The sequence below is a fragment of the Bacillus sp. FSL H8-0534 genome (genome assembly GCF_038005885.1).
Classification (GTDB): domain Bacteria; phylum Bacillota; class Bacilli; order Bacillales; family Bacillaceae_G; genus Bacillus_A; species Bacillus_A pseudomycoides.
This window is the reverse complement of sequence record NZ_JBBOUC010000001.1, coordinates 1639969-1665402: the sequence shown is the minus strand read 5'-3', so window position 1 is coordinate 1665402 and position 25434 is coordinate 1639969. Positions and strand designations below refer to the sequence as shown.

Below are 25434 nucleotides of genomic sequence, written 5' to 3'. Positions count from 1 at the left end.
AGGCAGTACAAATGAATTTTTCGTTAACAGAAGAACAACAAAGTGTTAGAAAAGTAGTGAGGTTCTTTGTAGATAATGAAATTATTCCATATATTAAAGAATGGGATGAAAAAGGACATTTTGAACAAAAAATCTTGAAGCGTTTAGCAGAACTGCAATTTATGGGCGTTTGTATCCCAGAACAATATGGCGGCGTGGGTATGGATTATAATACGCTGGCTATTGTTTGTGAAGAATTAGAACGCGGTGACACAGCTTTCCGTACAGCTGTATCTGTACATACAGGTCTAAATAGTATGACACTTCTGCAATGGGGAACAGAAGAACAAAAACAAAAGTACCTTGTTTCACAAGCGAAAGGTGAAAAAATTGGGGCTTTCGGTTTAACAGAACCAAATGCAGGGTCAGATGTCGTTGCGATGCAAACAACAGCAGTGAAACAAGGTGATCACTATGTATTAAATGGATCTAAAACATGGATTTCGTTATGTGATGTTGCAGATCACTTCTTAATATTTGCGAAAACAAATCCAGAATTAAAGCACCGAGGTATTTCTTGTTTTATCGTAGAACGAACATTTCCAGGAGTATCGACAAAAGCGATAAAAGGAAAGCTTGGCATTCGAGCTGGCAACACAGGTGAAGTATTTTTAGATGAAGTAAAAGTACCAGCGGAAAACCTTCTTGGAGAAGAAGGTGAAGGGTTTAAAATTGCAATGGCTTCATTAGATAATGGACGTTTCACAGTAGCAGCAGGTGCGTGCGGACTGATTCAAGCAAGTTTGGAGGCAAGTGTAAAGTATTGTGAAGAGAGAAAAACATTTGGGAAAGAAATTGGGAAACATCAGCTTGTGCAGCAAATGATTGCGAAAATGTCTGCAAACCTTGAAATATCACGTTTATTGGTTTATAAAGCTGGGTGGTTAAAAAATGAAGGGAAACGTAATACACGTGAAACTTCTTTAGCAAAATGGATCGCTTGTGACGCTGCATTTGAAGCGGCAAATGATGCAGTGCAGGTGCACGGGGCATATGGATATTCAAATGAATTTCCAGTAGAACGATATTTGCGAAATGCAAAAGCTCCAGTTATTTACGAAGGAACACGTGAGATTCATACCATTATGCAGGCAGAATACGCACTGGGTTATCGCTCTGATAAGGAACTCCGTAATATGTTACCGAAGTGGCCTTTTGAAGAAAGTGAAGCAGAAATGGTAACGAAATAAAATAGGAAGGTAGTGCAACGAAGGTTGCACTACCTTTTTTTGTTATATTTTTAACTTACAAGTATTTACATCCCTTTCGTCTTAGTGTACTATTTAACTAGTACACTAAGACGAAAGGAGGGGAGAAATGAAAATTGAGTTTTCTCCTAACATACCGATTTATATTCAGATGATGGAATACATAAAAAAGGAAATTGTAACAGGTCATTTATTACCTGGTGACAAAATTCCCTCTGTACGTGAATTAGCGAGTGAGTTACAAGTCAATCCAAATACAATTCAGCGTACATTTCAAGAACTAGAGAGAGAAGGTATCGTTGTAACACGCAGAGGGATGGGGAGATATGTAACGAGCGAAGGGGAGAAAATTATGGAGCTGCGCAAAGATATGGCAAAAGAGTTGCTTCATTCTTTTATAAACGGAATGGACAATTTAGGTTTTACAGAAGAGGAAATTCTCTCAATCCTTCGTTCCTCATTGGAAGAGAAAAGGGAGGAGAGCTGATGACAGAGCTATTAAAAATAGAGAACTTATGGAAGCGATATGGTTTAAAAGCAGTGATTCGTGAGCTAAACATAGAGATTACAGAAGGAAAAATCGTTGGTCTTGTTGGAGATAACGGTAGTGGAAAAACAACATTATTGAAAATGATCTCAGGTTTGCAGCACCCTTCGGAAGGAAATATCACAATAGCAAGTGAGAAAGTAGGTTTAGAAACAAAAAAGATTGTTTCATTTATGCCTGATAGACCAGTATTTGATGAATGGATGACTGTAAAAGAGGCTTTATTTTTCTATAGAGACTTTTATCAAGATTTTGATATTCAAAAGGCGGTTGATACGATAGCTGAATTTAAAATACCGCTAGAAGAAAAAATTACAGTACTGTCAAAAGGAATGGTTGAAAAGCTACAGCTGATTTTAACATTTTCGAGAAAAGCAAAACTTTATATATTAGATGAACCACTTGGTGGAATCGACCCTGTTTCACGGGAGCATGTGCTAGAACTTATATTACAATTTTATCGTGAAGATTGTACTATCATCATTTCGACCCATTTAATTGGCGAAATTGAAAACATTTTTGATGAGGTTATCTTTTTGAAGGATGGTGAGATTGTACTGCATGAGAATGTAGAAGAGCTTCGTTTTCAGAGGGGAAAAGCTGTAAATGAGTTGTTTAAGGAGGTGTTCAGGAAATGAGTTCACTTCTTCGATATTTATATAATTGTAATAAAAAGAAGGTATGGATAATTTATTTTGGATTTATTACTATTTCATTAATTTTATTATTTAATATGAAGGGGTCCTCAGGGATAAGGGTTTCAAATAGACAAGATATAGCATTAATCATATTTATATTCTTATTTTGTATGACTGCATTTTCTATCTTCTTATTGGCGATCTCTTCTTTCAGAAAAATAGTAAGAGGGTCTATGATTCAATATGTTGCCATCCCATCAAAGAAATATATATATGCGAATTTATTATTTTTTATAATAATGTTTACTCTATTGTCGTTAATAGGAATTGCTTTTTTACATCTTCTTTCTATCAATATATATGAGAATAAAGCAAATGGAGGGGTACAACAAGCCATTAATAGGTTATACAATTATGGGCTTTTACACCATTTGTTCTCTATCTTCTTATGGATTATAGATTTAGTGAGTACATTAGTTTCTCTGTATTTCATAATCATAGTTGTAAAACTATTTAATGTGAAATCCTCATTAAATAAAATGTTATTTATAATTTTCTTTGTTGTTTTCGGTGGAATCCAGTTTGTTATAACTAATATGCTAGACAAAATAAATATATATGTATTTTCGATAAAAAATGTTGGAGTTATAGATAAAAATGGTTTTTTCGAAACATCTTTTTATTTTAATGATGCTTCAAATATTTCTTATTTAATTTTTAGTTTATTATTAACTTTTTTATTGATGGTAATAACAAGTCATATCATCGACAAAAAACTAGAAGTCTAAAGGAGGAACAATCATTGGGAAACGTAGTAGTGAAATTAGAAAACGTCCATAAAAAAATAGGGAAAAATGAAATTATTCGTGGTCTTTCATTTGAGGTTCGTGAAGGGGAAGTATATGGATTTCTTGGACCGAATGGAAGCGGGAAAACGACGACAATTCGGATGATGACTGGTCTGATTTCAATGACAAAAGGCGATATTACAATTTGTGGTCATAGCATTCAGACAGAACGTGAGAAGGCGTTAGAACAAATTGGGGCGATTGTCGAGAATCCGGAACTCTATGACTATATGACAGGAATGCAAAATTTAAAGCATTTTGCAAATATGGCAGTTAAGCCGATTAGTAAAGAACGAATTACTGAAATTGTAAAACTTGTAGAATTAGAACACGCTATCCATAAGAAAGTGAAAACATATTCACTTGGAATGAAACAACGTCTGGGGATTGCGCAAGCACTTTTACATAATCCGAAAATTTTAATTTTAGATGAACCGACGAACGGATTAGATCCGGCTGGTATTCGTCAAATTCGTGATTATTTACAACGATTAGCGAAAGAGGAAAATATCGCTGTCATCGTATCGAGTCATTTATTGAGTGAAATTGAATTGATGTGCGATCGTGTTGTTATTATTAAGCAAGGACAGTTTGTGCAAGAGTATAACTTACATGAGCAAGCAAAGCATGGTGAAACGGTTGTAGTGGCATTTGAGGTAGATCAAATTCAGAAAGCGAATGAAATTATTAAAGGTAAGGCACAGGGGAGCGTAGTTGAGACATCTGTAGCGAAAGAAAAGATTCCGCAAATTGTAAAACAACTTGTGCATGCTGATGTACTTGTATATGGCGTTACAGTACAAAATAAAACGTTAGAAGATGAGTTCTTAGCGATTACAGGGGGAGTGAGAGCGTAATGTTTAAATTAATTCAAAATGAATTGCTAAAATTACATGCAAAAAAAGGTATGTATATTTTAATAGGTGTAATTGCTGCATTAGAAATTTTAGGTGTCCTCGCAATATTAAAATGGGGTGAAGCTAAAGATTTTAATGGAACATATTTAGATTTTACGAAGTCAGATATTAGTTTAGTTATTTTATTTGCAACAATTTTCGGTATTACGATTGCTTCTCGTACGATTACAGAGGAGTTTCAAAAAGGAACGATTAAGCAATTATTAATTCGTCCGAGAAAAAGAATTATGATTTTATTTTCTAAATACATTTCTGTATTACTAACAATGCTATTTGTTGTCTTTGCTGGTATGTTAATTGCAATGATTATCGGTGCAATTGCAATGGACGGAGGGAAAACAGATTTAACGTTAAGCATATTGCTTAAATCAATCTCATATCAACTTCTTGCACCGTTCTTCTTTGCAACACTTGCCTTTTTCTTGGCAAATGTATTTAGAAAATCTGTGTTGCCATTAATTATTACATTGTTCCTATTTTTCCTACAAGGGCCAATTAAGATGGCACTTATGATGTTTGGAAAAGGTACTGTGAAATTTGTTGTGTTTTTCCATTTGAACTTAAGTATGTACGACAGCAACAAATTAATTAGTGGCGGCGCTGAACCACCATTTACAGAATTTAATTTCACAACATCTTTACTGCTAGTACTTGCTTATTTTGTAGTATTACTCGTTGCATCAAGTACATTATTCCAAAAGCGTGATGTACTATAATAGAAAAATCCCCGCTCGCGGGGATTTTTCTTAACCAACTTTTTCTTCTGTTTTTTCACGATCCCAGCATTCTGTATTTTCTAAACCAGGAATGCTGTCGGCGTAGAAGACAGGATCTTTTCCAGCCTCTTTTTGCTTCATATAATCTTTTAATGCTGCAAATGCGTATTTGCTTAAGAATATGATTGTAACTAAGTTGAAGATTGCCATAACGCCCATAAATAGGTCGGCTAAATCCCAAACAACTTGAATGGTTGCAACAGAACCTAGGAATACCATACCAATTACAGCGATGCGGTAAATCATAAGTGTTGTTTTGCTTCCTTTTAAGAACTCGATATTTGTCTCACCATAATAGTAATTTCCGATTAGAGAACTGAAAGCAAACAAGAAAATTGCTACAGCGACAAAGATTGGAGCCCAAGGACCAATATGTGCTTTTAACGCTTCTTGTGTTAACTGAATACCGTTTAAATCTGTTCCAGTATGAACGTCTGATAAAAGGATAATAAAAGCAGTACAACTGCATATTAATAATGTATCTGTAAAGACACCAAGTGTTTGAATAAAACCTTGTTTAACAGGGTGTGTTACATTAGCAGTCGCAGCTGCGTTTGGTGCACTACCCATACCAGCTTCATTGGAGAATAAACCACGTTTGACACCAAGTAAAACAGCTGCACCAAAGCTACCGCCCGCGATTTCTTTTATGCCAAATGCGTGTGCTAAAATTTCTTTTATCATTTCTGGAATCAATGTAATATTTGTCACGACAACAAATAGTGCAACTGCAACATAAATGATTGCCATAACTGGTACAATCATTTCTACAACACGTGCGATTCGTTTTACGCCACCAAAAATAATAACAGATAATAGAGCAGCTAATGAAACTCCAACTATTTTTGGATCGATATGAAAAGCACCATCGAATGCAGATGTTACGGTATTTGCTTGTACAGCGTTAAAGACTAAACCGAAACTAACTGTGATTAAAACGGAGAAAATCATACCCATCCAGCGTTTGTTTAAACCTTTTTCCATGTAGTATGCTGGTCCACCACGGAATGTTTTACCGTCTTTAATTTTATAAATTTGTGCAAGTGTACTTTCAACGAAAGCAGATGCGCCGCCAATCATAGCGATAAGCCACATCCAAAAGACAGCACCTGGTCCACCCGTAGAAATAGCAATTGCTACACCAGCTAAGTTACCTGTTCCAACACGTGATGCTGTACTCATGCAAAACGCTTGGAATGAAGAAACACCATGCTTTTCTTTTTGTGCTTTACGTGTAGAAGGGCTTGCGCCATCGCCTAGCAAACGGATCATTTCACGAATTTGACGGAATTGAACAAATCCAGCTCTTATTGTAAAATAACAACCTACAGTGATTAACAATGTAATTAAAATATAACCCCATAAATATTCGTTTGTTGTTGTAATAAACTTATGAATCGGAGTAATGACATTTTCAAAAAAATCCATGTGCGTAATCCTCCTTATTCCTATCATGATAATATGTTTTGAAAAAACAGGTATAAAAAGCGACGTTTAACATTATAACAGAAAATCTTGCAAAGAGGAAATTACAAAATAGATTCCTTATTATATATTTTAATAGGTATAGTATTTAAAAGCGAACTGAGAAAAATAGGAAGAATTTTAATGATATTCATATTAAAATATAAATATATCATCTTGGGGGTGTTTTTTATTCAATACGCATTTTCACGTATACGACTTCGGAATTTTTTTGCATGGATGATTTTGGGTATAGTAGTAATGGTGCTACCGCTATCCTTTGCGGGCGCTTCAGAAAATGTCATGGATGTTGCAGTGCAAATTTCGGTGTTTTTTGTATTTCCACTACTATGGTTATATTTAAAAACACGAAAAAATAATGTTATATTTACTAGCTTCTTTGATAAACCATCACGGTTAAACTGGAAGATAATCATAGTTGCAACCGCAATGGGAATGATTTTTGCATTCGGTGTATCTTTTATTCAATTTTACATATTAGCACATCTTGTTCCAGATTTCTTAATGGGTGTATTAAGTGATGATAGTGTAATTGATATGAGTAGCACATATACAAAAATCTTTAGCTTTATTTCAGCATGTATTTTTGCACCTATTATGGAGGAAGTTATCTTTCGAGGTTTCTTTTTACAGCGTATGACGTTTAAGTGGGGGATAAAACGTGCTGTAATTGTGTCCTCTCTTATTTTTGGTTTAGGACATTTTGATGTAGTCGGTGCTTTTGTATTTGGTGTTGTCATGTGTCTTCTTTACATAAAAACGAAAAATATATGGACGAATATTGCTGTTCATGCGTTGAATAATTGTATAGCAACTACCATCCAATTAACGAGTGGTGAAGGAACAGATGATGTCATTTCGATTGCTGAATTACAAGGACAAAGTAATTTATGGATTGGACTCGTTGTAATTCTGATCAGTTTATTATGGTTGGCACCTTTTATTCGTAAAAATTGGCGAACTGTAAAAGAAGTGGGGGTACCACCTCTTCGTTTTATCAATGAAGATAAGGCAGTTGTATCATTACAACAAAATAAAATGTATAGTCAAGTCATTTTAACGGATCAACTTATGGCTGTAGAGTTGCCAGATGAGGCTGTGAATCAGTTGAGATTAGAAGAGAATGATTATGTAACGGTTGTAGTAGAGAATGAAAAAATTATTATAACAAAGGCAGAACACTGATAAGAGTATAGGAAATGAAAAATAGCAGCTCTCCAATATAAATGAGGAGAGCTGCTATTTTAATGGATAACAATTTCAACGTGGAAGTTGTTTCCGTTTTTTACATATTTAATATCTGTGACTGTACGAACCATTTTTAAAATTTCCACCTTTTCCCCAATTCGAGGGATGGTGGGAACATTATCCCAAATGCCAAGTAAATCATCTTCTTGTATCGTTTTTTCGTAAAACCAAATTTTCAATGTAATGCCCCTTTCTCGAACTTTATGTATTTTAATACATAATAAAACATTTTTATTCTTTTTGTAAGGGGTTTTTTATTATATTTTGAATAAAAATTAATTTTGTTCTTCTGGAAAAATATGTTCGATATCAGGAGTAAGGGATACTTCCGATAATACGATATGAGAAACAGTTGTTGCATATGAAGAAACATCATTAATAAACTCTTCAAGTTCAACTAATGAAGGAACAGAAATTTTAACGATATAACAAAGACTTCCAGTTACGCGATAGCAAAAGCTTGCCGATGGATACGATTGAATAAATTGTTGCATGCGCGTTGTATCACCATTTTTTAAGGTGATTTCTAAAATACAATCTAAGACGAGCCCGGCTTTTTTATAATCAATATCAATTGTATATTTTTGAATGACTCCTTCATTTTCTAACTTACGAACACGTTCTGCAGTAGAAGGCGCGGATAAGTTTACGCGTTTTGATAATTCTCGCATAGAGAGGCGACTATCATTATATAATTCATTTAAAATTTTACGATCTACACGATCTAATTGCATATGTAACTATACCTCCAGTAAAATAATGATTTTTGTAAAGAAAATATATAAATAAAGATTCATATGAAATGTGAAAAGGCTATACTTTATTTTACAATAAAACAGAAAGGAATAGGAGGAGAAATGATGGAGAGAATTTCATTATCAGATGTAGGAGAAACAAAGTTTCAAAAATTATTAGGGCATTGTCCAGATATACTACATACTTGGAGTGTATTAGAAAATACATTATATGAAAAAGGGGCACTTTCTGCAGAATTAAAAGAACAAGTACGTAGAACACTTGCTTTTGGAAATGAGTGTTTGTATTGCATGGCAAAAGGAAAGCCAGATGATGTGCAAAAGGTAGAAGAGATTAGTACTGCTGTAACCTTTGCACATGTATTTGTACATAATCGTTCAGCGATAGATGATAAGATGTTTGATGTGTTGAAACAGTATTGGAGTGAGGCAGAGATTGTAGAACTCTGTGTATATATTTGCTTTATTACTGCTTCACAACAACTTGGATTTTTATTTCAATTACAGCCAGGAGAGGAGAAGGAATAATGCTGAAACAGTCAGCACTTATTATTATTGATGTACAAAAAGCGTTTAATCTACCTTATTGGGGCGAGCGAAATAATCCTTTTGCAGAAGAGAATATGAAAAGTTTATTAGAAGAGTGGAGACGAAGAGATTTGCCGCTTTTTCATATACAACATGTAAACAAAGAAAATATAGAATCGATGTTTCATCCAAATGCAGAAACAAGTCAGTTTAAAGAGGAAGTACAGCCATTACAAGGGGAGATAGTTATTCAAAAGTGTGTGAACAGTGCATTCATGGGAACAAATTTAGAAAAGCAATTAAAAGAGAAGAACTGTAACTCGGTTATTATTGTTGGGTTAACGACGAATCACTGTGTGGAAACAACAACACGGATGGCTGGAAACTTAGGCTTTTCAACGTATTTAGTAAGTGATGCAACAGCTACATTTAATCGAAAAGGGCCGGATGGTTTACAATATTGTGCAGAAGAAATTCATAATATGACCCTCGTAAATCTTCATGAGGAATTCGCTACCATCGTTACAACATCGGAAATATTAGAGAAGGTAAGATTGGTTCAGTTGTAACGATGAATGATTGATACTATTTCAATAAAATATTTGAATAATTATGTGGAAAAAAATAAGAATATTTCGTATAATTAAAGTATAATTATTTTGAAAATAGGGGTGGCAGCATATGGAGCAAATTCCAGTAAAGAAAATAGAAACAGTACTCGTTTTAGCAGAAGAGGATAAACAAAAACAAAAGGAATTTTATGAATTGTTGCTAACAACTCATTTTTATGTTGCTGGATCTATAGAGGCGGATGATTCTGCATCAGAAGGAACACTTCGTTTGCGTTATTTCCAAGGAGAGGGTAGATGGATCGTACCGTTCTTTACACAATTGGAATTTGTGAAAGATGTGTTGCCGGAAGAAACGCCCCTTATTACGATACGTGGGAAAGAATTATTTGAAAATCTAGATCAAGAAGCGACGGCGGTATTGAATGTTGGTACAGAGCTTAGCAAAACGTTTATTCCAGAAGAGGTTGCGGATATAGCATCTGGGCGTATATTTAATTATTATCAGTAAAAAAATTGTTGTCAGCACTCCTTATAGTCAACTCGGTATAAGGAAATATATATAAATACAAATTGAAAAATCGACATAAAACCTAATATGTAGGTGGAAGAGAGCATCCGACCATGCATAAAAGCGGTCAGACCCTCTTCCTGCCCCATGCTAAGTGAAAACAAAGAGAGAAAGTAAGTGCGGGTCACCTTTTTCTTCATAACAGCGACTTATATGTTGAAAAATCAAAATGGATATATATAGTAAAAAGGAAAAGCGATACACGCTCTTCCTTTTTTTGCTGTGAATGAAAAATTATATAGAGTATTTCCTTCTAACCTAATATAAAGTGAAATCTTAATCAGTGAGGATGATTAAAATTTCACACCTGAAGGGATAGAAAGTGTATTTCTTTCCGTGTCCATTGTGGCAGTAACACCGAGTGGTATTCCGACATTTGGCTGTATATGCCCGATAGGAAGGCCGAATAACACAGGAATATTGTATGGAGCGAGATAGTTATACAATATGGTTTGTAATGATAGAGACTGCTTTGAGGCTATACAATCATGGCAGCTGGTGAATACAACTCCTGCACATTCATTCAATTTTCCTGCTAAATGTAATTGATTGAACATGCGATCAATACGATACGGTTCTTCTCCAATATCTTCAAGTAATACAATTTTATTCGCTGTATAGATTTCATAGGGGGTACCCAGTGTACTTACTAAAACGGTTAAATTACCTCCAACTAATGGTGCGGAAACTGTACAAGTAGATGTAGTGGTAATGCATTCTGCTGCTGGTAAAATAGTTGAATACGGATAGAATAGTTGATTGAAAGAAGATAAAGAAAGAGAATTCACTCCTTTTCCTAATTCTTCAATCATAGGTCCATGGAATGTAATGAGTCCTACATATTGTGAAAAGGCAATATGTAAAGCAGTAATATCACTATATCCCCAAAAAATCTTCGGGTTGTTTCGAATGAGTTCATATTGAATATGAGGAAGGAGACGACCACTTCCGTATCCACCTCTTGCGCAAAAAACGGCTTGCACTTCAGGATTGGAAAAAGATTCATGTAAATCCTGAAGGCGGATTGCATCATTTCCAGCTAGATAGCCGTATTTCTCGTAAACACTTTGACCAATTATTACGGATAGGCCCATTGTTTCTAATACTTTTTTTCCTGCAAGAACGTGTTCTATTACTGGAGGGCCTGCTGGAGCAATAATCATTACCGTATCACCTTGTTGTAAGACATTTGGCTGAATCATTTAAATCTCCTCCTTCGTTTTCAATATATTCGTTTATAAGCAGTTCGATCCTTTTAAAAGAAGGGAAAAGTTTGTTGAGTCGAGAAGATATAAGAGGGCATAGGGAGGGGGAGAAGGATGTTTACAAGCAGAGTAAATGATGTATTACAAATAAAGTATCCAATTATTCAGGCTGGTATGGCAGGTGCAATTACGACACCAGAGCTTGTTGCGGCTGTGTGTAATAGCGGCGGCCTAGGGACGCTCGGGGCTGGTTATATGAGTCCGGAACAAATTCGTCAATCTATTTATAAAATAAGAGAGTTAACAGATAGACCGTTTGCAGTAAATTTGTTACTTACGAAAGAAATACAAATTGAGGAAGAAAAAGTACAAGTAGCAAGAAATTTATTAGAGCCGATACGAAAAGAATTAGGTATAGATGAGTATAATCAATCATTACAACTTCCGAAAAGTTATAAAGAACAATTGCACGTGTTAAAGGAAGAAAAAGTTCCGGTTATAAGCTTTGCATTTCACACGTTAGAACAAGAGGAAATTGTATCGTTGAAGAAAGAGGGCATAAAGATAATTGGAACAGCTACAAATGTGGCAGAAGCGAAGGTGCTTGCTGAATTAGAGGTAGATGTAATTGTTGGACAAGGTAGCGAGGCTGGAGGACACCGCGGGACTTTTATTGGGAAAGAAAAAGATTCTATGATCGGTACATTTGCATTAATTCCACAAATGGTAGCCGCAGTATCAAATATCCCAATTGTAGCGGCAGGAGGCATTATGAATGGACAAGGTCTTGTTGCAGCAATGGCACTAGGTGCAGAAGGCATTCAAATGGGAACAGCATTTTTAACAAGTGAAGAAAGTATTACACATAATGTACATAAAAAAGCGGTACTGCACAGTACAGATACGAGTACAACTGTAACGAGATCATTTTCTGGAAAATATGCAAGGGGGGTTCGAAATACATTTATAGAACAACATGAAGAAAAAGAAGAAATGCTCCCAATGTATCCAGTTCAAAATGTATTAACCGCTAAAATACGTCAAGAAGCTGCAAAACAAAACAAAGGGGAATATATGTCACTCTGGGCTGGACAAGCTTCTTCATTAGCAAGAAAAGAATCAGCTCAGCAAATTGTTGAACGAGTGTTGGGAGAAGTAAAGGTAACCGTAGAAAATTTACAAAGCATATATACAAAAAGACCACTTGAATAATTCAAGCGGTCTTTTTATTAGTTTGTTTTATAAAATTGCTGGATCGCTTCGTCGATGTATACCCAGCCTTTCCAGCCTAAGTGCATATGATCTTTTAAGAAGTATTTGTCATACTCATGGTTTGAAAAGTCAGCAATTGGATAGCCAGCTTGTTTAATTTGCTCATGAACTTTCTTATAGTATAATTCGCGTCGTTCTTTCGGGAATCCAGCATAATCATACCAAGGACCTTTTACAGGAACAGAAATGAAGAGTGGTTTTGCACCAGATTGTTTTAATAAATCGAGCGCAATTTGTAAATCTTCATATTCTGGAGAGTGATCATAAGCGTCATTTTTTAAGTAATCTTTGCGTTGCTTCAATTTCTTTTTAATTTTGCTATTGAAGTAATCATCTTCGATACCATACTGATTTGATTTTGATTCTAATTCACCAGTTTGATCCGCGTGTTTACGTGCTTCATTCCAGTTCATTTGTTTCAATGCTGGATCAAGTTGTTCTTTATGCGGTTTAATATCGAACATCACTGTAAATATGTCTTTGCGATCTAAAATATTACGGTAAAGATAAGCAAATGGTTTCGCTGCAATTGCTTTTATCTTATGTTTAGTATCATCATAGACAATGCCTTCTAAAGATGTTTTTAATAACGTCTCTTTTTTTACAATTTCAAAGTTCAATAAACGTTTTGCAATTTGTTTTTTCATTTCAGGCTTTAAATCATTGTTAAAAATGAAATGGTAGCCTTGTTGTTTTGAAAAGTTAGGTGCAAAGTGTGTTTCATCAATGCCTTGTGGCACAAACCATTGTGGTGAAAGAACAAAGACCATTTTTTTATCTTTTAATTGATCCATTGTAGATGCAAAGTTTAGCACATGGATAAGGTCTTGCGTTCCGCCACGACCAAGAAGAAATGGTGTGAATCCTTCAGGTTTTACTTTAAAGTAATTGGATGGATGAAAAGCATCCATTCTCGCAAATTCCGATGAACCATACATCGGAAGGTATTTCGGATCTTCTAACATTTTTTGCTGTAAAATCATACTTTGTATTTTCTCTGATTTTAGAGAAGTTGCCGCCTCTTCTACTTTCTTATCACTGACAAGCGGAAGTAGAAAGCGTGTTGGAATAAGTAAGAATACAGCAAAAAGGGCCAATGCTAAGAGCATCGGTCCAAAAGTTGCTTTTTTCATCGGATTTCTTCCAACTTTTTAATAATCATGTTTGGTGTTGCCCACTCATCACGATCAAAATCAGAAATAGATACTTCGATATCTAGACGTTCTTGGAATTCTACTAATAAAGATACTGTACCGAAAGAATCAAGGATACCTTCTTCAAATAATTGTACATCTGGATTTTCTTTTACAATATCATTTTCACAAACTTCTTCTAAAATATCTAATACTTGATCTTTAAATTCTGCCATTTTTAAAATCTCCTTTATATCCGAAATATATTATGTGTAACTTCTTAGCTGTAAGAAAAGAAGCTATTCATTAAAAGTATCTGTTAAGGTGACCAGAGAAGATTAGGAAACCGAAACATACGAAATGGAACGTAATCACTACTGCAAGAACATGCATGAATTTATTGTTTGGCCAAAATTTATGTTTCTTGTTCTTTCGTTCGAAAATATCAAACGAAATAAACAAAACAGTATGGTAAAGGCCGTAAATAATGTACTGGTAAACATGTTCACCTAGAATATGCCAAACGCCCATAATGAAAAAGTTTAAAAATGCACCGATATATGAAATCGTGTAGCGATTTTTAAGTAGCTTTTTCTTTGTTGCGAAAAAGACAAAGCGCATATAAATAAAATCACGGAACCAGAATGATAAGGTCATGTGCCAACGGTTCCAGAAATCTTTAATGTTACGACTAATAAATGGTTTATTAAAGTTTTCTGGTGTTTTAATACCCATCATATAACTGACACCAATTACGAATGCACTATAACCTGCGAAGTCGAAGAATAGGTATAAACTGTAACTATACATATAAATCGCATTAGAGAAAATGGTATCTTGATTCGCAAATACTGCATCAACAAAATGCTTCTGCAATAAATAAGCGATAATAAACTTATACAGGAAACCTTGGAAAATACGATTAATACCTGTATAGAGTAACTTTTGATATTCTTCAGCACTTGGTGGCTTTTGAATATCTTTTTGGAACCTACGATAACGATCAATAGGTCCAGTCGAGATAGCTGGGAAGAACAGAACAAATTCCCAGAAATTAAAGAATGAGAATTCTTTAATTAAACCGTCACGAATCTCAAATACCATTTGTACTGCTCTGAATGTTACATAAGACATACCAGCAAATACAATGAATTTTAATTCATGTACAAATGGTGCGATTTTTGCCAGAATTAGTGGCAAAATCGATAAAATAACAGCCATGTAAAACATGGACGTATTATTATTTTGTTTTCTTAATAATAAATAGCCTTTAATAAGGATGTATTGCCAAATGATAAATGCTGCTAACATCATTGCTTGCTTCGGTTTGTCAGAGAAAATAAGTGCAAGCATTACTAACGTTAGAACGGCATTATATTTACGCAACATTTTACCTTTTAATCCAGCTATGATAGTAGGTATTAATAAAATGCCCACTATAGCGAAAAAATAAAATGATCCATATGCGGTCATGCTGTAACCTCACTCAATAATTTTTTGCGATCTACCTTTCCATTTGGTGTCATTGGAATAGAAGATTGATACATGAATTTACGTGGAATCATGTAGTTTGGTAATCGCTCATTGAGTTCTTTTTTGATTGCAGATGTCAATTTGAATTCTTTTTCAAATGAATGCTCTCCAGGAACAACAACCGCTAATAAATAATCGTATTTTTCACCTTTTTTAATTGGAACAACAACTGCTCCTTCTACGTAAGAACACGCGCGAAGGTGATGTTCGATTTCTTCTAATTCCATTCGATAACCATGAAGCTTAATTTGGAAATCAAGACGACCATTATAGAATAGAAGACCATTTTCTACATAGCCAGCATCACCTGTTTTGTAGGCGCGCTCACCATCAATCATTGTGAATACTTTTTCTGTTAATTCAGGGCTTCCTAAATAACCAACGCTTACGCTTGGACCGACAATTACGATTTCACCTTTTTCACCATCTGGTGCAATCGTGCCATCTTCTTTCATAATAAGAAGGCGACAGTCTGATTTACAGTAGCCAACAGGAAGAGATTTATATTTATCAACAACTTCTTGTGTAACGTGAATGGCTGTTACAGCAACAGTAGCTTCTGTAGGACCGTACGTATTCATAATTGCTGCTTTCGGGAAGCGCTCAATTAATTTTCTAGCTACTTCATTTGGTAATACTTCACCGCAGAATAAGAATGTTTTCATGTTTGGTAGCATACTTTCAGAGAAAGAAGCTTCCATTAAACACATTTCTGCGAAAGATGGTGTGGAAGTCCATACTTGAATATCCGATTGCTCTAAAGAAGCAAACAAGTCTTTTGGACGTGCAATCATATCTTTATCGATTGCCCAAAGTGTACCACCTGTTACTAACGATGGGTAAATGTCCATTACAGATAAATCGAATGAGAACGGTGCTTGGTTTAAGAATACTTGTCCTGTTTGTAAGTTGAAATCTTTGGCAGCCCATTTTGTAAAGCTAACAAGGCAATTATAAGTAATCTGCACACCTTTCGGGTTACCTGTGCTCCCTGATGTGTAAATAATGTAGAAGTTCTCATCATCTTTTACCGCATGCTCAGGGTTTGGCGTTTGCCCTTTATGAGTAAAGAAAATGTCTTTTAAGTTGTCTTCACATACGATGCGAACTGGTAAGTCAGTTACAGCAACTTCTACCGGAGATAGAAGTAATTTCGCACCAGAACTTTCAGCAATACGTAGCACACGATCAGCTGGAATAGATAAATCTACAGGAATGTAAGCATGTCCAGCTTTCACACACCCTAAAAAGTTGATGATCATTTCAGGTTGCATATGGCCATAAACCATAATTGGTGAACGATCATCTGGATACTCAGAAGAAATCCAGTGCGCCAATGCATCAGAATCTTCCTTTAATTGTTTGTACGTAATTTTCGCATCTCGCCAAACGAAAGCGGTTTGATCAGGCGTTTCTGTCGCCCACTTTTCGATTTGTTCTAATAACTTCATAACGTTCCCACCCTAAAATTCATTGTAAATAAATGTACTTGTGTTTGTATCATGGAATCCATACAACCAAAGTAGTGCAAATAAAATTGCAAGGTAATAAACCGTCTTTGCAAACCATTGTGTGAGTGGTCGAGACCATATCTCTTTTAATCTTTCCATGTCTTTCCCTCTCTTATGAAATAGTAACTATATGTAGGTATCATGTCCTACATCATTGTGAAAAAAACAAAATTCCACATTTTAGGTAAAATTAAGACAAAAAGGCTCTTTTTTGATAGTAGCACTAAATACTAAAAAAGAAAATCCCTAACTTAGCAATTATATTACATTCTATATGAATTTGTAATGGATTTGTCTTTTTTTAATGAGTTGTGAGTGTATAAATCGATTTTTTGAAAATGAAAATCTTACAAGGAAATTAAATAATCACAGTGAAATAAGAAATGTGAAGAATGAAAAGGAGGTTGTCAGGAATGGAGCGTTTGAAAAAGGTATGGCAGACATATGTGTCAGAGGAAAATATTATAAAGTGGCGGAGACATTTTCACCAATTTCCTGAACTATCATTCCACGAGGAAAAAACTTCACAATTTATATATGATACATTATGTTCATTTTCAGCTTTCGAGGTGACAAGACCGACGCGGTATAGTGTGATGGCAAAGAAAAAAGGAAAGAAGGCAGGCAAAGTAATAGCAATTCGTGCAGATATGGATGCCCTGCCAATTCAGGAAGAAACGTCTAAACCATATGCATCAGTTATTTCAGGGGTTATGCATGCATGTGGGCATGATGCACATACCGCTATTTTATTAGGTACAGCAGAAGCGATAGCAAATAAGAATGAGGATTGGGAAGGAGAAATTCGTCTTTTATTTCAACATGCTGAAGAAGTGTATCCTGGTGGTGGACAGGAAATGGTGAGAGCTGGTGTGATGGATAATGTGGATTATATTATCGGCCTACATGTAATGTCTGGATTAGAAACGGGGAAGGTTGGAGTTGTATATGGGCCTATGATGGCTGCTCCCGATGTATTTACGATTGAAGTAAAAGGAAGAGGTGGCCATGCTGCTAGGCCGGAAGAAACAGTAGATCCGATAGCAGTTGGTGCGCAAATCATTACGAACTTACAACATATTGTATCTAGAAATACAGGCGCTTTTATGCAAAGAGTTGTTTCCATAACACAATTTCACGGGGGAACAGCAGATAATATTATTCCTGATACAGCATATTTAATGGGAACAGTCCGGTCCTTTGATCAAAAACTAAGGAAAGAATCGGAAGAGATGATTGAACAAATTGCTAAGGGGATTGCAGAGGCACATGGTGCAGCGTATACGTATACATATCGCTATGGATATGACCCGGTTATCAATGATACGTTTATTACAAAAATAGTAGAAGAAAGTGCGGTAGAGTTGTTTGGAAAGGAGAGAATTGTAAAGCTAGCTCCTTCGATGGGAGGGGAAGATTTCTCGGCATATTTAAGAAAAGCGCCAGGCTGTTTTATTAAATTAGGAACTGGAAATGAGAAAATCAAAACTTGTTATCCTCATCATCATCCAAAGTTTGATGTGGATGAATCAGCTTTAATTAATGGGGCAGAGTTATTTTTACAGGCGACAATGAATTTACTAAAAGCTTAAAAGAGTACAAAAAAAGGCAACTGCGCTTATCGCAGTTGCTTCTATTTCTTTCCGTTAGAGAGGGCTGAGAAAGAACTATGCTCATTTATAGTATATGAATAGCTGGCGGACAAGCTTGTACCTTTTCATTATTTTTTAAAAAATAGTTATTGACTTTGATAATCATTTTTATTTAACCTAAAAGTATAGTTGAAATTGATAATTATTATCAATGTATTCACAAGTGCAGAATGGATGAGGGAGAGATGAAAAAGATATTTCGCCTTGGGCAAAGGGAAATTAAAAATAAAGATATAAAATGGCAACGGCGTGTAATTCGTGCTGAATATGTAGAGGAGAAGAAAGGAAACAAGGAAGAAGAAGCGATACATAATCAAGGGAGAGATTCAGTTGAATAAATTTGTAATGATTTTTGCAAGTATGAGTGGAAATACAGAGGAGATGGCTGATCATATAGCTGGAGCGATTCGTGAAACAGGCAATGATATTGAAGTGATTGATATTATGACGACGCCAGAAGCTTCTATATTAGAGGAATATGATGGGATTATTTTAGGAGCGTATACGTGGGGAGATGGTGAGCTTCCTGATGATTTCTTAGATTTTTATGACGAAATGGAAGAAATTCATTTAGCAGGTAAAAAAGCAGCAGTATTTGGATCTTGTGATTCTGCTTATCCGAAATACGGGGCAGCTGTTGATATCTTAATAGAAAAGTTACAAGAGCGCGGTGCTGAAGTTGTAATGGAAGGGCTAAAAGTAGAACTAACGCCAGAAGATGAAGATGTAGAGAAATGTCTTCAGTTTGGTGCTGAATTTGTAAAACACCTTTCTTAATGGTGAGAGGGAGATGAAGATGGGTGCAGGGGAAAATATCAATTAAAACGATGACAGATTATCATTTATATGATTTTATGCGTTGTCCACATAAGTTTTATTTTCGCTATATAAAAAGAAGAGAACCTTCTTCGTTTGAATGGAAACAAATGGTTCAATCGATTGTAAATCAAATTATTATTGACTATTACACATCACCTGTAGAAAAACAAACAACAATGCTGTTGTTAAAACGATTAGAGAAACATTGGGATAAAGTGCGTATTGGAATGTTCGCTTCTAAAGCAGAATATTATATTGTTCTTGCAAAGTTAACGGACCATCTAATACAGTTTGTGAAAAATGATGCGAGTAAAACACCACCTTTATTTTTATATGAGAAGTTACAAACATATATGGACGAGTTAGATGTGCACATTTCATTAACGTTTGAAGTGGGTGAATGGTCTACACAATCGTTTGTAATTAAAAAGTATGTTGTTGATGCAAATGAAGAAATGCTTGCTCTTTTTCAAAAGCTTACGGCAGTGTTTAGCTACAAAGTTTTTGGGATTCTTCCCGAAAGAATTGAAGTTGTTAATTTAATAGAAGGAACTAGGTACGAATCTGTTCCAAAAGAGCAAGATATTATGGATGGAATGAACGATTTATATAGAATGAAAGAAATGTTACAGCAACCAGAATATTACACAGAACGTACATTTTGTTCTGAATGTATTGGATGTGCTTTTCGTAATGAATGCAAAGTAGACGAGATGCAAGATGCATTGATAGCGAAGAATACTATACTACATTAGGGGGTGCAAATTTGTATCTCTTTTTGGTATTGACATGAAAAGCTTTTCATCATTTACGGTATATACGTAGGGGAACTTATGATGGGAGGAATACTTAATGGGAAATGGAGTGAAAGTATTTCAATGGTTAAAAGAACAACAGGCTCCTTTTTGGGTCCAATTGTAAATTTTGCAGGTGTTTCAAATGTATAAATTAATTGTAGAAATGGATAAAAAATTAATGATATACGAGGAAAAGAAGAATAGGGAAAGAAATTAATTCCTTCCCTGAAGTATAGTTTGTAAATGTTTTCGATGCTTCTGTATCTCCTGTTCGTTATTTGTTTCAAAGTTATAAACAAGGTTATGGAGTAATGGACTATACTGATAAAATTGAATGACACGCTTAAAGAAAGATAAATCATGATGGGGAGTGAGAGTACAGTACCGTTTATATATGGCATTTGTAAATTCACTACCAAAATTGTTATATAATCCAGCGAAGTCAAAGGCAGGATCTCCAATTTGAGCATCACCAAAATCGATAATACCAGCAATGCTTCTTTTCTCCCCATCAAATAAAATGTGATGATGTGTAAAGTCAGCGTGGATCATTGTTTTTTGGAAATCAGATGCATACATATGTTCAAAAAAATCCTCGAATAAACAATCAAAAGCTTTTTTTTCTAACAATGTAAGTGTGCAAGCAAGATGAACGTGTAATTTCGTTTGAATCTGTCGCCAATATGAGATAGGTTTCTCAGTATCAAATCCCCATTTTACAGCATGTTCTATTGGGATGGTATGTAAAGAAGCGAGAAAGATAGCAAGCTGCGAGATAACTGTTTCACGTTCTTTTACAGTTAATCTTTCTATTGTTTGTACTGTTAATGGCTCCCCATGAATGAGTTTATAATAACTACAAAATGGAATTAAATCTAATTCATTTTTATATAAGATGTGGTATTTTGGGACCTTTATCTCTTGTGACGATTGAGAAAGTATTTCGCATAGTTCTTTTTCGCGAGGTATTCGTTTTGCATACTGGGATTTACGTGGAAAACGGAAGAGCCATTCATTGTTAATGATAATGGCTACATTATCCCAGCCATTATCGTTTTGTTCATAAGAGTGTATAGGAATATTGGGTAGTGATTGCTGGATATCTCGCATATAAGATGTCATATGATTCTCTCCTTTTTTTTGGATATATGCATTAATATTATCAGAATTTTTAAACTCTGTGATAATATGGAATAAATATATTGAAAAAAGAGAGGGACATAATGTTTAAATGAAATGCAGTTAAGTTATAGAATGAAGATTATAAAAGAAGATAATACGTTTAAAATTGCGAAGCAACGGCAACGTGTAGAATAAAAATGTCCCCGAAAAGTGGGGACATTTTTTGTATTCACAGGTTCTCGTTTTGTTGTCCAATTTCTTTTTTTGCAATTTCTAGATTGCCTTGTTCGACTTGTTTATGCACATTTATAGAATCACCAGCATAACCTTTTTGTGTTTTTACAACTCTTTTAGAAAAGAGTGAGGATTGTTTAGTCATAATATAGTTCCCTTCCCATTAAAAGTAGACGAAAATGATGAGTACAAGTAATATTGTCCCGAAAATACCAATCCCAACTAAAAAGGAAGTATTTTTATATTGAGGCGGTTTATGAATATCTTGCCTGTATCCAGGTGAGATTTCAGGAGCAAACTCTTCATCGTAGGACTGCTGTTTTTTCTTTTCATCCATAGATTTACACCTTTCTTTTTTATTATGTTACACGTTTAAAGAGGAACTATGCATGATGAAAAAAGCCGCTAGGATTAGCGACTCTTTTGTGATGTATATTTACGTTGTACTTGAAAGAGACGAACAAGCAGAAAGGTAGCTCCAAATGCTAGCCCTATAATAAGACCAATCCAATAACCTTTAGCTGCCAAAGAAGTATAGGTTGCTAATATATAACCTAGAGGTAAACCAATGATCCAGTAGGCAATAAGTGTCATAATCAAGGTAACATTCACATCTTTATAACCACGGAGTGCACCTTGCACTGGAGTAGCAATTGCATCGGAAATTTGAAATAAAATCGCAAAAATGAGAAACTCTTTTGCTAAATCATGAACAGCAATATCTGTTGTATAAATAGATGCAATTTGATCGTCAAAGAAAAAGAGTAAGATAGAATATAACAAGGCAAAAGCAAGTGCCAAACCAATTCCAATAAAACTGTATTGTTTTGCGTTTTCACAGCGATTTGCTCCAACTTCAAAACCAACTGCAATTGTCATAGCCATTGCTAAACTTAAAGGTGTCATATATAAAAGGGAAGCAAAGTTCATTGCTGCTTGATGTGCAGCGATTGTTGTTGTGCTAAAATTACTCATCATGAGTGTTACGGCAGCGAAAATACTCGTTTCAAAAAAGATGGCAAATCCGATAGGTACCCCAAGTTTTAATAATTCTTTCCAGCTTGAAATAGAAAGTCGGTATAAGCGCCTGAAGATACCAAAAGATGTAAACGGTTCTTTCATACGGATAATAATAATCGTAATAAATAAAATGCACCAATATGTTGCGGTAGAAGCAATTGCTGCACCAACGCCTCCTAGTTTCGGAAAGCCGAAATGACCGAAAATAAATACATAGTTTAAAATGATGTTAATAGGTAAGGAAAGTAATGTAATAATCATTGTTGTACGTGTTTTTCCTAATGCATCAATAAACCCACGTAATACAGTATAGACAAATAAAGGGATGATACCAATTGCAATAATGCTTAAAAATTGAGAAGCAATGTGTTCGACCTGCTCTTCTAAATGCATGCCTTTTAGAATTGGTGAAACGGCAAAGAAACCAATGAGAATAACAAGTAAACTAACTCCGATTGCCAAATACACGGCTTGTATCACGATATGAGGAACATCCTCTTTTTGTTTTGAGCCAACAAGTTGAGCGATAATAGGCGTGGTAGCCATTAAGATTCCTGTTAATCCCGTACTAATCGGAATCCATATACTTGTTCCAATTGCGACCCCTGCTAAGTCAGTAGCACTTGCATGCCCTGACATTGTTGTATCAAAAAAACTCATTGCAAATAAAGACATTTGCGTTACAAAAATCGGGAAAAATAGTAATACAAATTGTTTTATTTTTTGTGAAAATGAATTGGTTTCTTTCATAAAAGCTCCTTTCTATGTAGGACCAAACTCTTTCTATCATACAATTTAATAAGAAAATAGAAAAGAAATACACATATGTGAATGTATTGTTATATTTTGAAAGAATGAAAAAAGAGATGCACTTTGAAATTGGATAAGGTATTATGATAAGGTGTGAAAAAAGTATATATAAGGTATTAAGGAGGCACTACTCGTGGCTGATTGGTTAATTGGTTTAATCATGGGAGCTGTTGAAGGATTAACGGAATTTTTACCGGTTTCATCAACGGGACATATGATTTTAACAGGACATTTAATTGGATTTGATGATGATAGAGCAAAAGTATTTGAAGTTGTCATCCAATTGGGATCGATTTTAGCGGTTGTCGTTGTATTTTGGAAACGTTTATGGTCATTAGTTGGGATTGGCAAGGTAACACAAGGACCATCTTTAAATTTATTACATATCATTATCGGTATGATTCCAGCAGGAGTACTTGGTGTTTTATTCCATAGTAAAATTAAAGAAGTTTTATTTGGACCAGGCCCCGTTGTTATCAGTTTAATCGTTGGTGGTATTTTAATGATTGTTGCTGAGAAATTTTCAAGACCAAGTACAGCGAAAACATTGGACGAGATTACGTATAAACAAGCATTCACAATTGGAATGTTCCAATGTTTAGCACTGTGGCCAGGATTTTCACGTTCTGGATCTACAATCAGTGGTGGATTATTAGCTCGTGTATCTCATACAGCCGCTGCTGAATATACATTTATTTTAGCGGTACCAATGATGGTTGCAGCATCAGGGTTAGATTTAATTAAAAGCTGGGACGTATTAAGTTCAGCAGATATCACATTATTTGCAACTGGTTTTATTACGGCTTTCCTTGTAGCAATGCTTGCGATTGTTTCATTCTTAAAATTATTAGCTCGTGTAAAGTTAACACCATTTGCTTATTATCGTTTTATTTTAGCTGCGGTGTTCTATTATTTCTTCATTATGTAATAAAAAAACTGCCATTTGGCAGTTTTTTTTATTTTACTATTTTTTCAATCATATTTTCCATCGCATGTTCCCAAAGTGAAGTGTCGTCAGCTAATGTAGCACGGAAATTAGCATACATGTCTTTCTGTTTTTCTTCAAATTGTGGATCATCTTTTTCAGGTAATGTAGCACGCATAGAAGTTACTAATTCTTGCACTTTTGGAGCACGTGGTCCCCAAACCGCCTGTTCTTTTCCATCCTTATCAATAAAAATAAAGATTGGAATGGCACGGGCTGTTCCATTTGTTAAATATTGATCCATTAACTCTAAATTTTCATCACGGATGAGTAATCTCATTTCAATATTGGAAACTTCGCAAATACGTTTCATAACAGGTACGCAAAGAAGAGCGTCTCCGCACCAATCAGCGGATAGTACAATAACACGCCATCCGTCGTTTTGACGTTCTTCTAAAACAGGAAGCAATTCGTTCGGAATTAAAAAGTTATTATAAATATGTAGTAATTCATACTGGTTCACAGTCATGTTATTTACGTATGTATCAAAGGACATACCTTTATCAGCCCATTGTTGTAATGTCATATGTAACACCTCTTTATTATATTTTTGTTTTTATTGTATCAATTTTTATCGTGAAATGCTTGTAATCTTACTCTTTCTTTTTGTTATCAGTAGACCATAATTTATCCAAGATAAAAAAGAAAAGGACAATAAGTAATTCAGCTTTATTGGAGATCGTTATACTTTCTATCCAATCATCTGCAGTATGAATAACGAGCCAATCAAGCGAGATTTCTATGAGGGAAAGCAGTAAAAAGGATAGCCATTTTGACATGTGCGTGAGCAGAGGGGTTAAAAGTACTTTGAAAAATAAAATCAAGAAACTACTAATTCCATCTAGTATAAGGGCTAATAAAAAAAAGAGAAGCAGTGCAGTTCGTGATGTATATTCTACACCAATGAGGCGAAAAACTCCGACATACATAAAGAAAATGAGTGCAAAAGCAATAATTATAAGAAGGGTAATACTACTAATAACAATCGTTTTATCTTTTCCACTTAGATCTGAAAACTTTTCTTCGTCTGGATTCATGATATCCCCCCAAAAAGTTCATCTTATAAAGTGAAACTTTAATCAGTAGGGGGCTTCATCTCCCACTGATTATTAGCCCTCATCAATCGAGTTTTGCCCCCACCTAACTTCTTTGCTCTCGCTGAATTTTTGAGGTGGGGGGCTGACTGCCCGTTAATGCGGGATAAAAGGAAAA

At 34.9% G+C, this 25434-nt stretch carries 31 protein-coding genes; 16 read left to right on the top strand and 15 right to left on the bottom strand.

All coding sequences use genetic code 11. The features are described 5' to 3' along the window. Positions 1-11 precede the first annotated feature (11 nt). The 6 genes from MHH71_RS08780 to MHH71_RS08755 all read left to right on the top strand — a co-directional run bounded on the left by MHH71_RS08780 (position 12) and on the right by MHH71_RS08755 (position 4913). Entirely contained in the window at positions 12-1229 is a 1218-nt protein-coding gene (locus MHH71_RS08780; RefSeq protein ID WP_006094116.1) for an acyl-CoA dehydrogenase family protein, read from the top strand. A 127-nt stretch (positions 1230-1356) separates the two neighbouring features. After that, a complete protein-coding gene (locus MHH71_RS08775) occupies positions 1357-1734 on the top strand; it encodes a GntR family transcriptional regulator (protein ID WP_003196110.1) in 378 nt (125 codons plus the stop codon). After that, a complete protein-coding gene (locus MHH71_RS08770) occupies positions 1734-2432 on the top strand; it encodes an ABC transporter ATP-binding protein (RefSeq protein ID WP_006094117.1) in 699 nt (232 codons plus the stop codon). The genes MHH71_RS08775 and MHH71_RS08770 overlap by 1 nt, the downstream gene beginning before the upstream one ends. Further along, positions 2429-3220 carry a hypothetical protein gene (locus MHH71_RS08765; RefSeq protein WP_018781040.1) on the top strand — a complete coding sequence of 264 codons (792 nt, stop codon included), beginning with the start codon at positions 2429-2431 and terminating at the stop codon, positions 3218-3220. The genes MHH71_RS08770 and MHH71_RS08765 overlap by 4 nt, the downstream gene beginning before the upstream one ends. Positions 3221-3234: 14 nt before the next feature. After that, positions 3235-4137 carry an ABC transporter ATP-binding protein gene (locus MHH71_RS08760; protein WP_018781039.1) on the top strand — a complete coding sequence of 301 codons (903 nt, stop codon included), beginning with the start codon at positions 3235-3237 and terminating at the stop codon, positions 4135-4137. Continuing rightward, positions 4137-4913, top strand: coding sequence for an ABC transporter permease (locus MHH71_RS08755; RefSeq protein ID WP_003196114.1), 777 nt, complete (start codon positions 4137-4139; stop codon positions 4911-4913). The genes MHH71_RS08760 and MHH71_RS08755 overlap by 1 nt, the downstream gene beginning before the upstream one ends. Positions 4914-4943: 30 nt before the next feature. Here the strand turns inward: MHH71_RS08755 and MHH71_RS08750 are convergent, their stop codons facing one another. Further along, positions 4944-6401 carry an alanine/glycine:cation symporter family protein gene (locus MHH71_RS08750; RefSeq protein ID WP_006094120.1) on the bottom strand — a complete coding sequence of 486 codons (1458 nt, stop codon included), beginning with the start codon at positions 6399-6401 and terminating at the stop codon, positions 4944-4946. 228 nt (positions 6402-6629) lie between these two features. On the opposite strand from MHH71_RS08750, the gene MHH71_RS08745 reads away from it, so the two are divergent. Then, entirely contained in the window at positions 6630-7643 is a 1014-nt protein-coding gene (locus tag MHH71_RS08745; RefSeq protein ID WP_033799626.1) for a CPBP family intramembrane glutamic endopeptidase, read from the top strand. A 59-nt stretch (positions 7644-7702) separates the two neighbouring features. On the opposite strand, the gene MHH71_RS08740 is transcribed toward MHH71_RS08745, so the two are convergent. Both MHH71_RS08740 and MHH71_RS08735 read right to left on the bottom strand, forming a co-directional pair. Beyond that, positions 7703-7885: a DUF3913 family protein gene (locus tag MHH71_RS08740; RefSeq protein WP_003196117.1), complete on the bottom strand. Its 183-nt coding sequence runs from the start codon at positions 7883-7885 to the stop codon at positions 7703-7705. Between the two features lie 96 nt (positions 7886-7981). Then, positions 7982-8440: an Lrp/AsnC family transcriptional regulator gene (locus tag MHH71_RS08735; protein ID WP_003196118.1), complete on the bottom strand. Its 459-nt coding sequence runs from the start codon at positions 8438-8440 to the stop codon at positions 7982-7984. Positions 8441-8566: 126 nt separating this feature from the next. Between MHH71_RS08735 and MHH71_RS08730 the strand changes: the two genes are divergently transcribed. From MHH71_RS08730 to MHH71_RS08720, 3 genes are all read left to right on the top strand, one after another. Beyond that, a complete protein-coding gene (locus tag MHH71_RS08730; protein ID WP_018764186.1) occupies positions 8567-8989 on the top strand; it encodes a carboxymuconolactone decarboxylase family protein in 423 nt (140 codons plus the stop codon). Continuing rightward, positions 8989-9558, top strand: a complete 570-nt coding sequence (locus MHH71_RS08725; protein ID WP_006094122.1) for a cysteine hydrolase family protein — start codon at positions 8989-8991, stop codon at positions 9556-9558. The genes MHH71_RS08730 and MHH71_RS08725 overlap by 1 nt, the downstream gene beginning before the upstream one ends. Positions 9559-9670: 112 nt before the next feature. After that, the gene (locus MHH71_RS08720; RefSeq protein WP_003196121.1) at positions 9671-10069 is read left to right on the top strand and encodes an SseB family protein; all 399 of its coding nucleotides are present in this window, start codon (positions 9671-9673) and stop codon (positions 10067-10069) included. A 353-nt stretch (positions 10070-10422) separates the two neighbouring features. Here MHH71_RS08720 and MHH71_RS08715 read toward each other — a convergent pair whose 3' ends face one another. Beyond that, the gene (locus MHH71_RS08715; RefSeq protein ID WP_006094123.1) at positions 10423-11331 is read right to left on the bottom strand and encodes a S66 peptidase family protein; all 909 of its coding nucleotides are present in this window, start codon (positions 11329-11331) and stop codon (positions 10423-10425) included. A gap of 117 nt (positions 11332-11448) precedes the next feature. Here MHH71_RS08715 and MHH71_RS08710 point away from each other — a divergent pair, with 117 nt between their 5' ends. Beyond that, complete coding sequence (locus MHH71_RS08710; RefSeq protein WP_006094124.1) at positions 11449-12546, top strand: NAD(P)H-dependent flavin oxidoreductase; 1098 nt, start codon at positions 11449-11451, stop codon at positions 12544-12546. A gap of 17 nt (positions 12547-12563) precedes the next feature. Here MHH71_RS08710 and dltD read toward each other — a convergent pair whose 3' ends face one another. The 5 genes from dltD to MHH71_RS08685 form a co-directional block, all read right to left on the bottom strand. Continuing rightward, a complete protein-coding gene (dltD, locus tag MHH71_RS08705; RefSeq protein WP_018781033.1) occupies positions 12564-13739 on the bottom strand; it encodes a D-alanyl-lipoteichoic acid biosynthesis protein DltD in 1176 nt (391 codons plus the stop codon). Beyond that, positions 13736-13975 carry a D-alanine--poly(phosphoribitol) ligase subunit DltC gene (gene dltC / locus MHH71_RS08700; RefSeq protein WP_003196126.1) on the bottom strand — a complete coding sequence of 80 codons (240 nt, stop codon included), beginning with the start codon at positions 13973-13975 and terminating at the stop codon, positions 13736-13738. The genes dltD and dltC overlap by 4 nt, the downstream gene beginning before the upstream one ends. A 70-nt stretch (positions 13976-14045) precedes the next feature. Further along, positions 14046-15212 (bottom strand): D-alanyl-lipoteichoic acid biosynthesis protein DltB, encoded by a 1167-nt coding sequence (gene dltB / locus MHH71_RS08695; protein ID WP_018781031.1) that lies wholly within the window; start codon positions 15210-15212, stop codon positions 14046-14048. Next, positions 15209-16723 carry a D-alanine--poly(phosphoribitol) ligase subunit DltA gene (gene dltA / locus MHH71_RS08690; RefSeq protein ID WP_006094127.1) on the bottom strand — a complete coding sequence of 505 codons (1515 nt, stop codon included), beginning with the start codon at positions 16721-16723 and terminating at the stop codon, positions 15209-15211. Before dltA ends, dltB begins: the two co-directional genes overlap by 4 nt. Positions 16724-16735: 12 nt before the next feature. Further along, entirely contained in the window at positions 16736-16882 is a 147-nt protein-coding gene (locus MHH71_RS08685) for a teichoic acid D-Ala incorporation-associated protein DltX (RefSeq protein ID WP_006094128.1), read from the bottom strand. A 314-nt stretch (positions 16883-17196) separates the two neighbouring features. Between MHH71_RS08685 and MHH71_RS08680 the strand changes: the two genes are divergently transcribed. The 4 genes from MHH71_RS08680 (at position 17197) to MHH71_RS08665 (ending at position 20009) form a co-directional block, all read left to right on the top strand. Further along, on the top strand, positions 17197-18375 hold the full coding sequence (locus tag MHH71_RS08680) for a M20 metallopeptidase family protein (RefSeq protein WP_371391149.1): 1179 nt from the start codon (positions 17197-17199) through the stop codon (positions 18373-18375). Between the two features lie 245 nt (positions 18376-18620). Further along, positions 18621-18773, top strand: a complete 153-nt coding sequence (locus MHH71_RS08675) for a hypothetical protein (protein ID WP_167535671.1) — start codon at positions 18621-18623, stop codon at positions 18771-18773. Beyond that, positions 18766-19212, top strand: a complete 447-nt coding sequence (locus MHH71_RS08670; RefSeq protein WP_016113977.1) for a flavodoxin — start codon at positions 18766-18768, stop codon at positions 19210-19212. Before MHH71_RS08675 ends, MHH71_RS08670 begins: the two co-directional genes overlap by 8 nt. A gap of 23 nt (positions 19213-19235) precedes the next feature. Beyond that, positions 19236-20009 carry a hypothetical protein gene (locus MHH71_RS08665; RefSeq protein ID WP_006094132.1) on the top strand — a complete coding sequence of 258 codons (774 nt, stop codon included), beginning with the start codon at positions 19236-19238 and terminating at the stop codon, positions 20007-20009. Positions 20010-20264: 255 nt separating this feature from the next. On the opposite strand, the gene MHH71_RS08660 is transcribed toward MHH71_RS08665, so the two are convergent. The 4 genes from MHH71_RS08660 to MHH71_RS08645 form a co-directional block, all read right to left on the bottom strand. Continuing rightward, complete coding sequence (locus tag MHH71_RS08660; RefSeq protein ID WP_006094134.1) at positions 20265-21173, bottom strand: aminoglycoside phosphotransferase family protein; 909 nt, start codon at positions 21171-21173, stop codon at positions 20265-20267. 229 nt (positions 21174-21402) lie between these two features. Then, on the bottom strand, positions 21403-21552 hold the full coding sequence (locus MHH71_RS08655) for a hypothetical protein (protein WP_003196135.1): 150 nt from the start codon (positions 21550-21552) through the stop codon (positions 21403-21405). 18 nt (positions 21553-21570) lie between these two features. Next, complete coding sequence (locus MHH71_RS08650; RefSeq protein ID WP_006094135.1) at positions 21571-21744, bottom strand: hypothetical protein; 174 nt, start codon at positions 21742-21744, stop codon at positions 21571-21573. Between the two features lie 74 nt (positions 21745-21818). Continuing rightward, positions 21819-23177, bottom strand: a complete 1359-nt coding sequence (locus tag MHH71_RS08645; RefSeq protein ID WP_006094136.1) for an MATE family efflux transporter — start codon at positions 23175-23177, stop codon at positions 21819-21821. Between the two features lie 193 nt (positions 23178-23370). On the opposite strand from MHH71_RS08645, the gene bacA reads away from it, so the two are divergent. After that, positions 23371-24165: an undecaprenyl-diphosphate phosphatase gene (gene bacA, locus MHH71_RS08640; protein WP_003196138.1), complete on the top strand. Its 795-nt coding sequence runs from the start codon at positions 23371-23373 to the stop codon at positions 24163-24165. 28 nt (positions 24166-24193) lie between these two features. Here the strand turns inward: bacA and MHH71_RS08635 are convergent, their stop codons facing one another. Beyond that, positions 24194-24748, bottom strand: a complete 555-nt coding sequence (locus MHH71_RS08635; RefSeq protein WP_006094137.1) for a thioredoxin family protein — start codon at positions 24746-24748, stop codon at positions 24194-24196. A gap of 67 nt (positions 24749-24815) precedes the next feature. Beyond that, positions 24816-25259: a YrvL family regulatory protein gene (locus MHH71_RS08630; RefSeq protein WP_006094138.1), complete on the bottom strand. Its 444-nt coding sequence runs from the start codon at positions 25257-25259 to the stop codon at positions 24816-24818. Between the last annotated feature and the right edge of the window lie 175 nt (positions 25260-25434).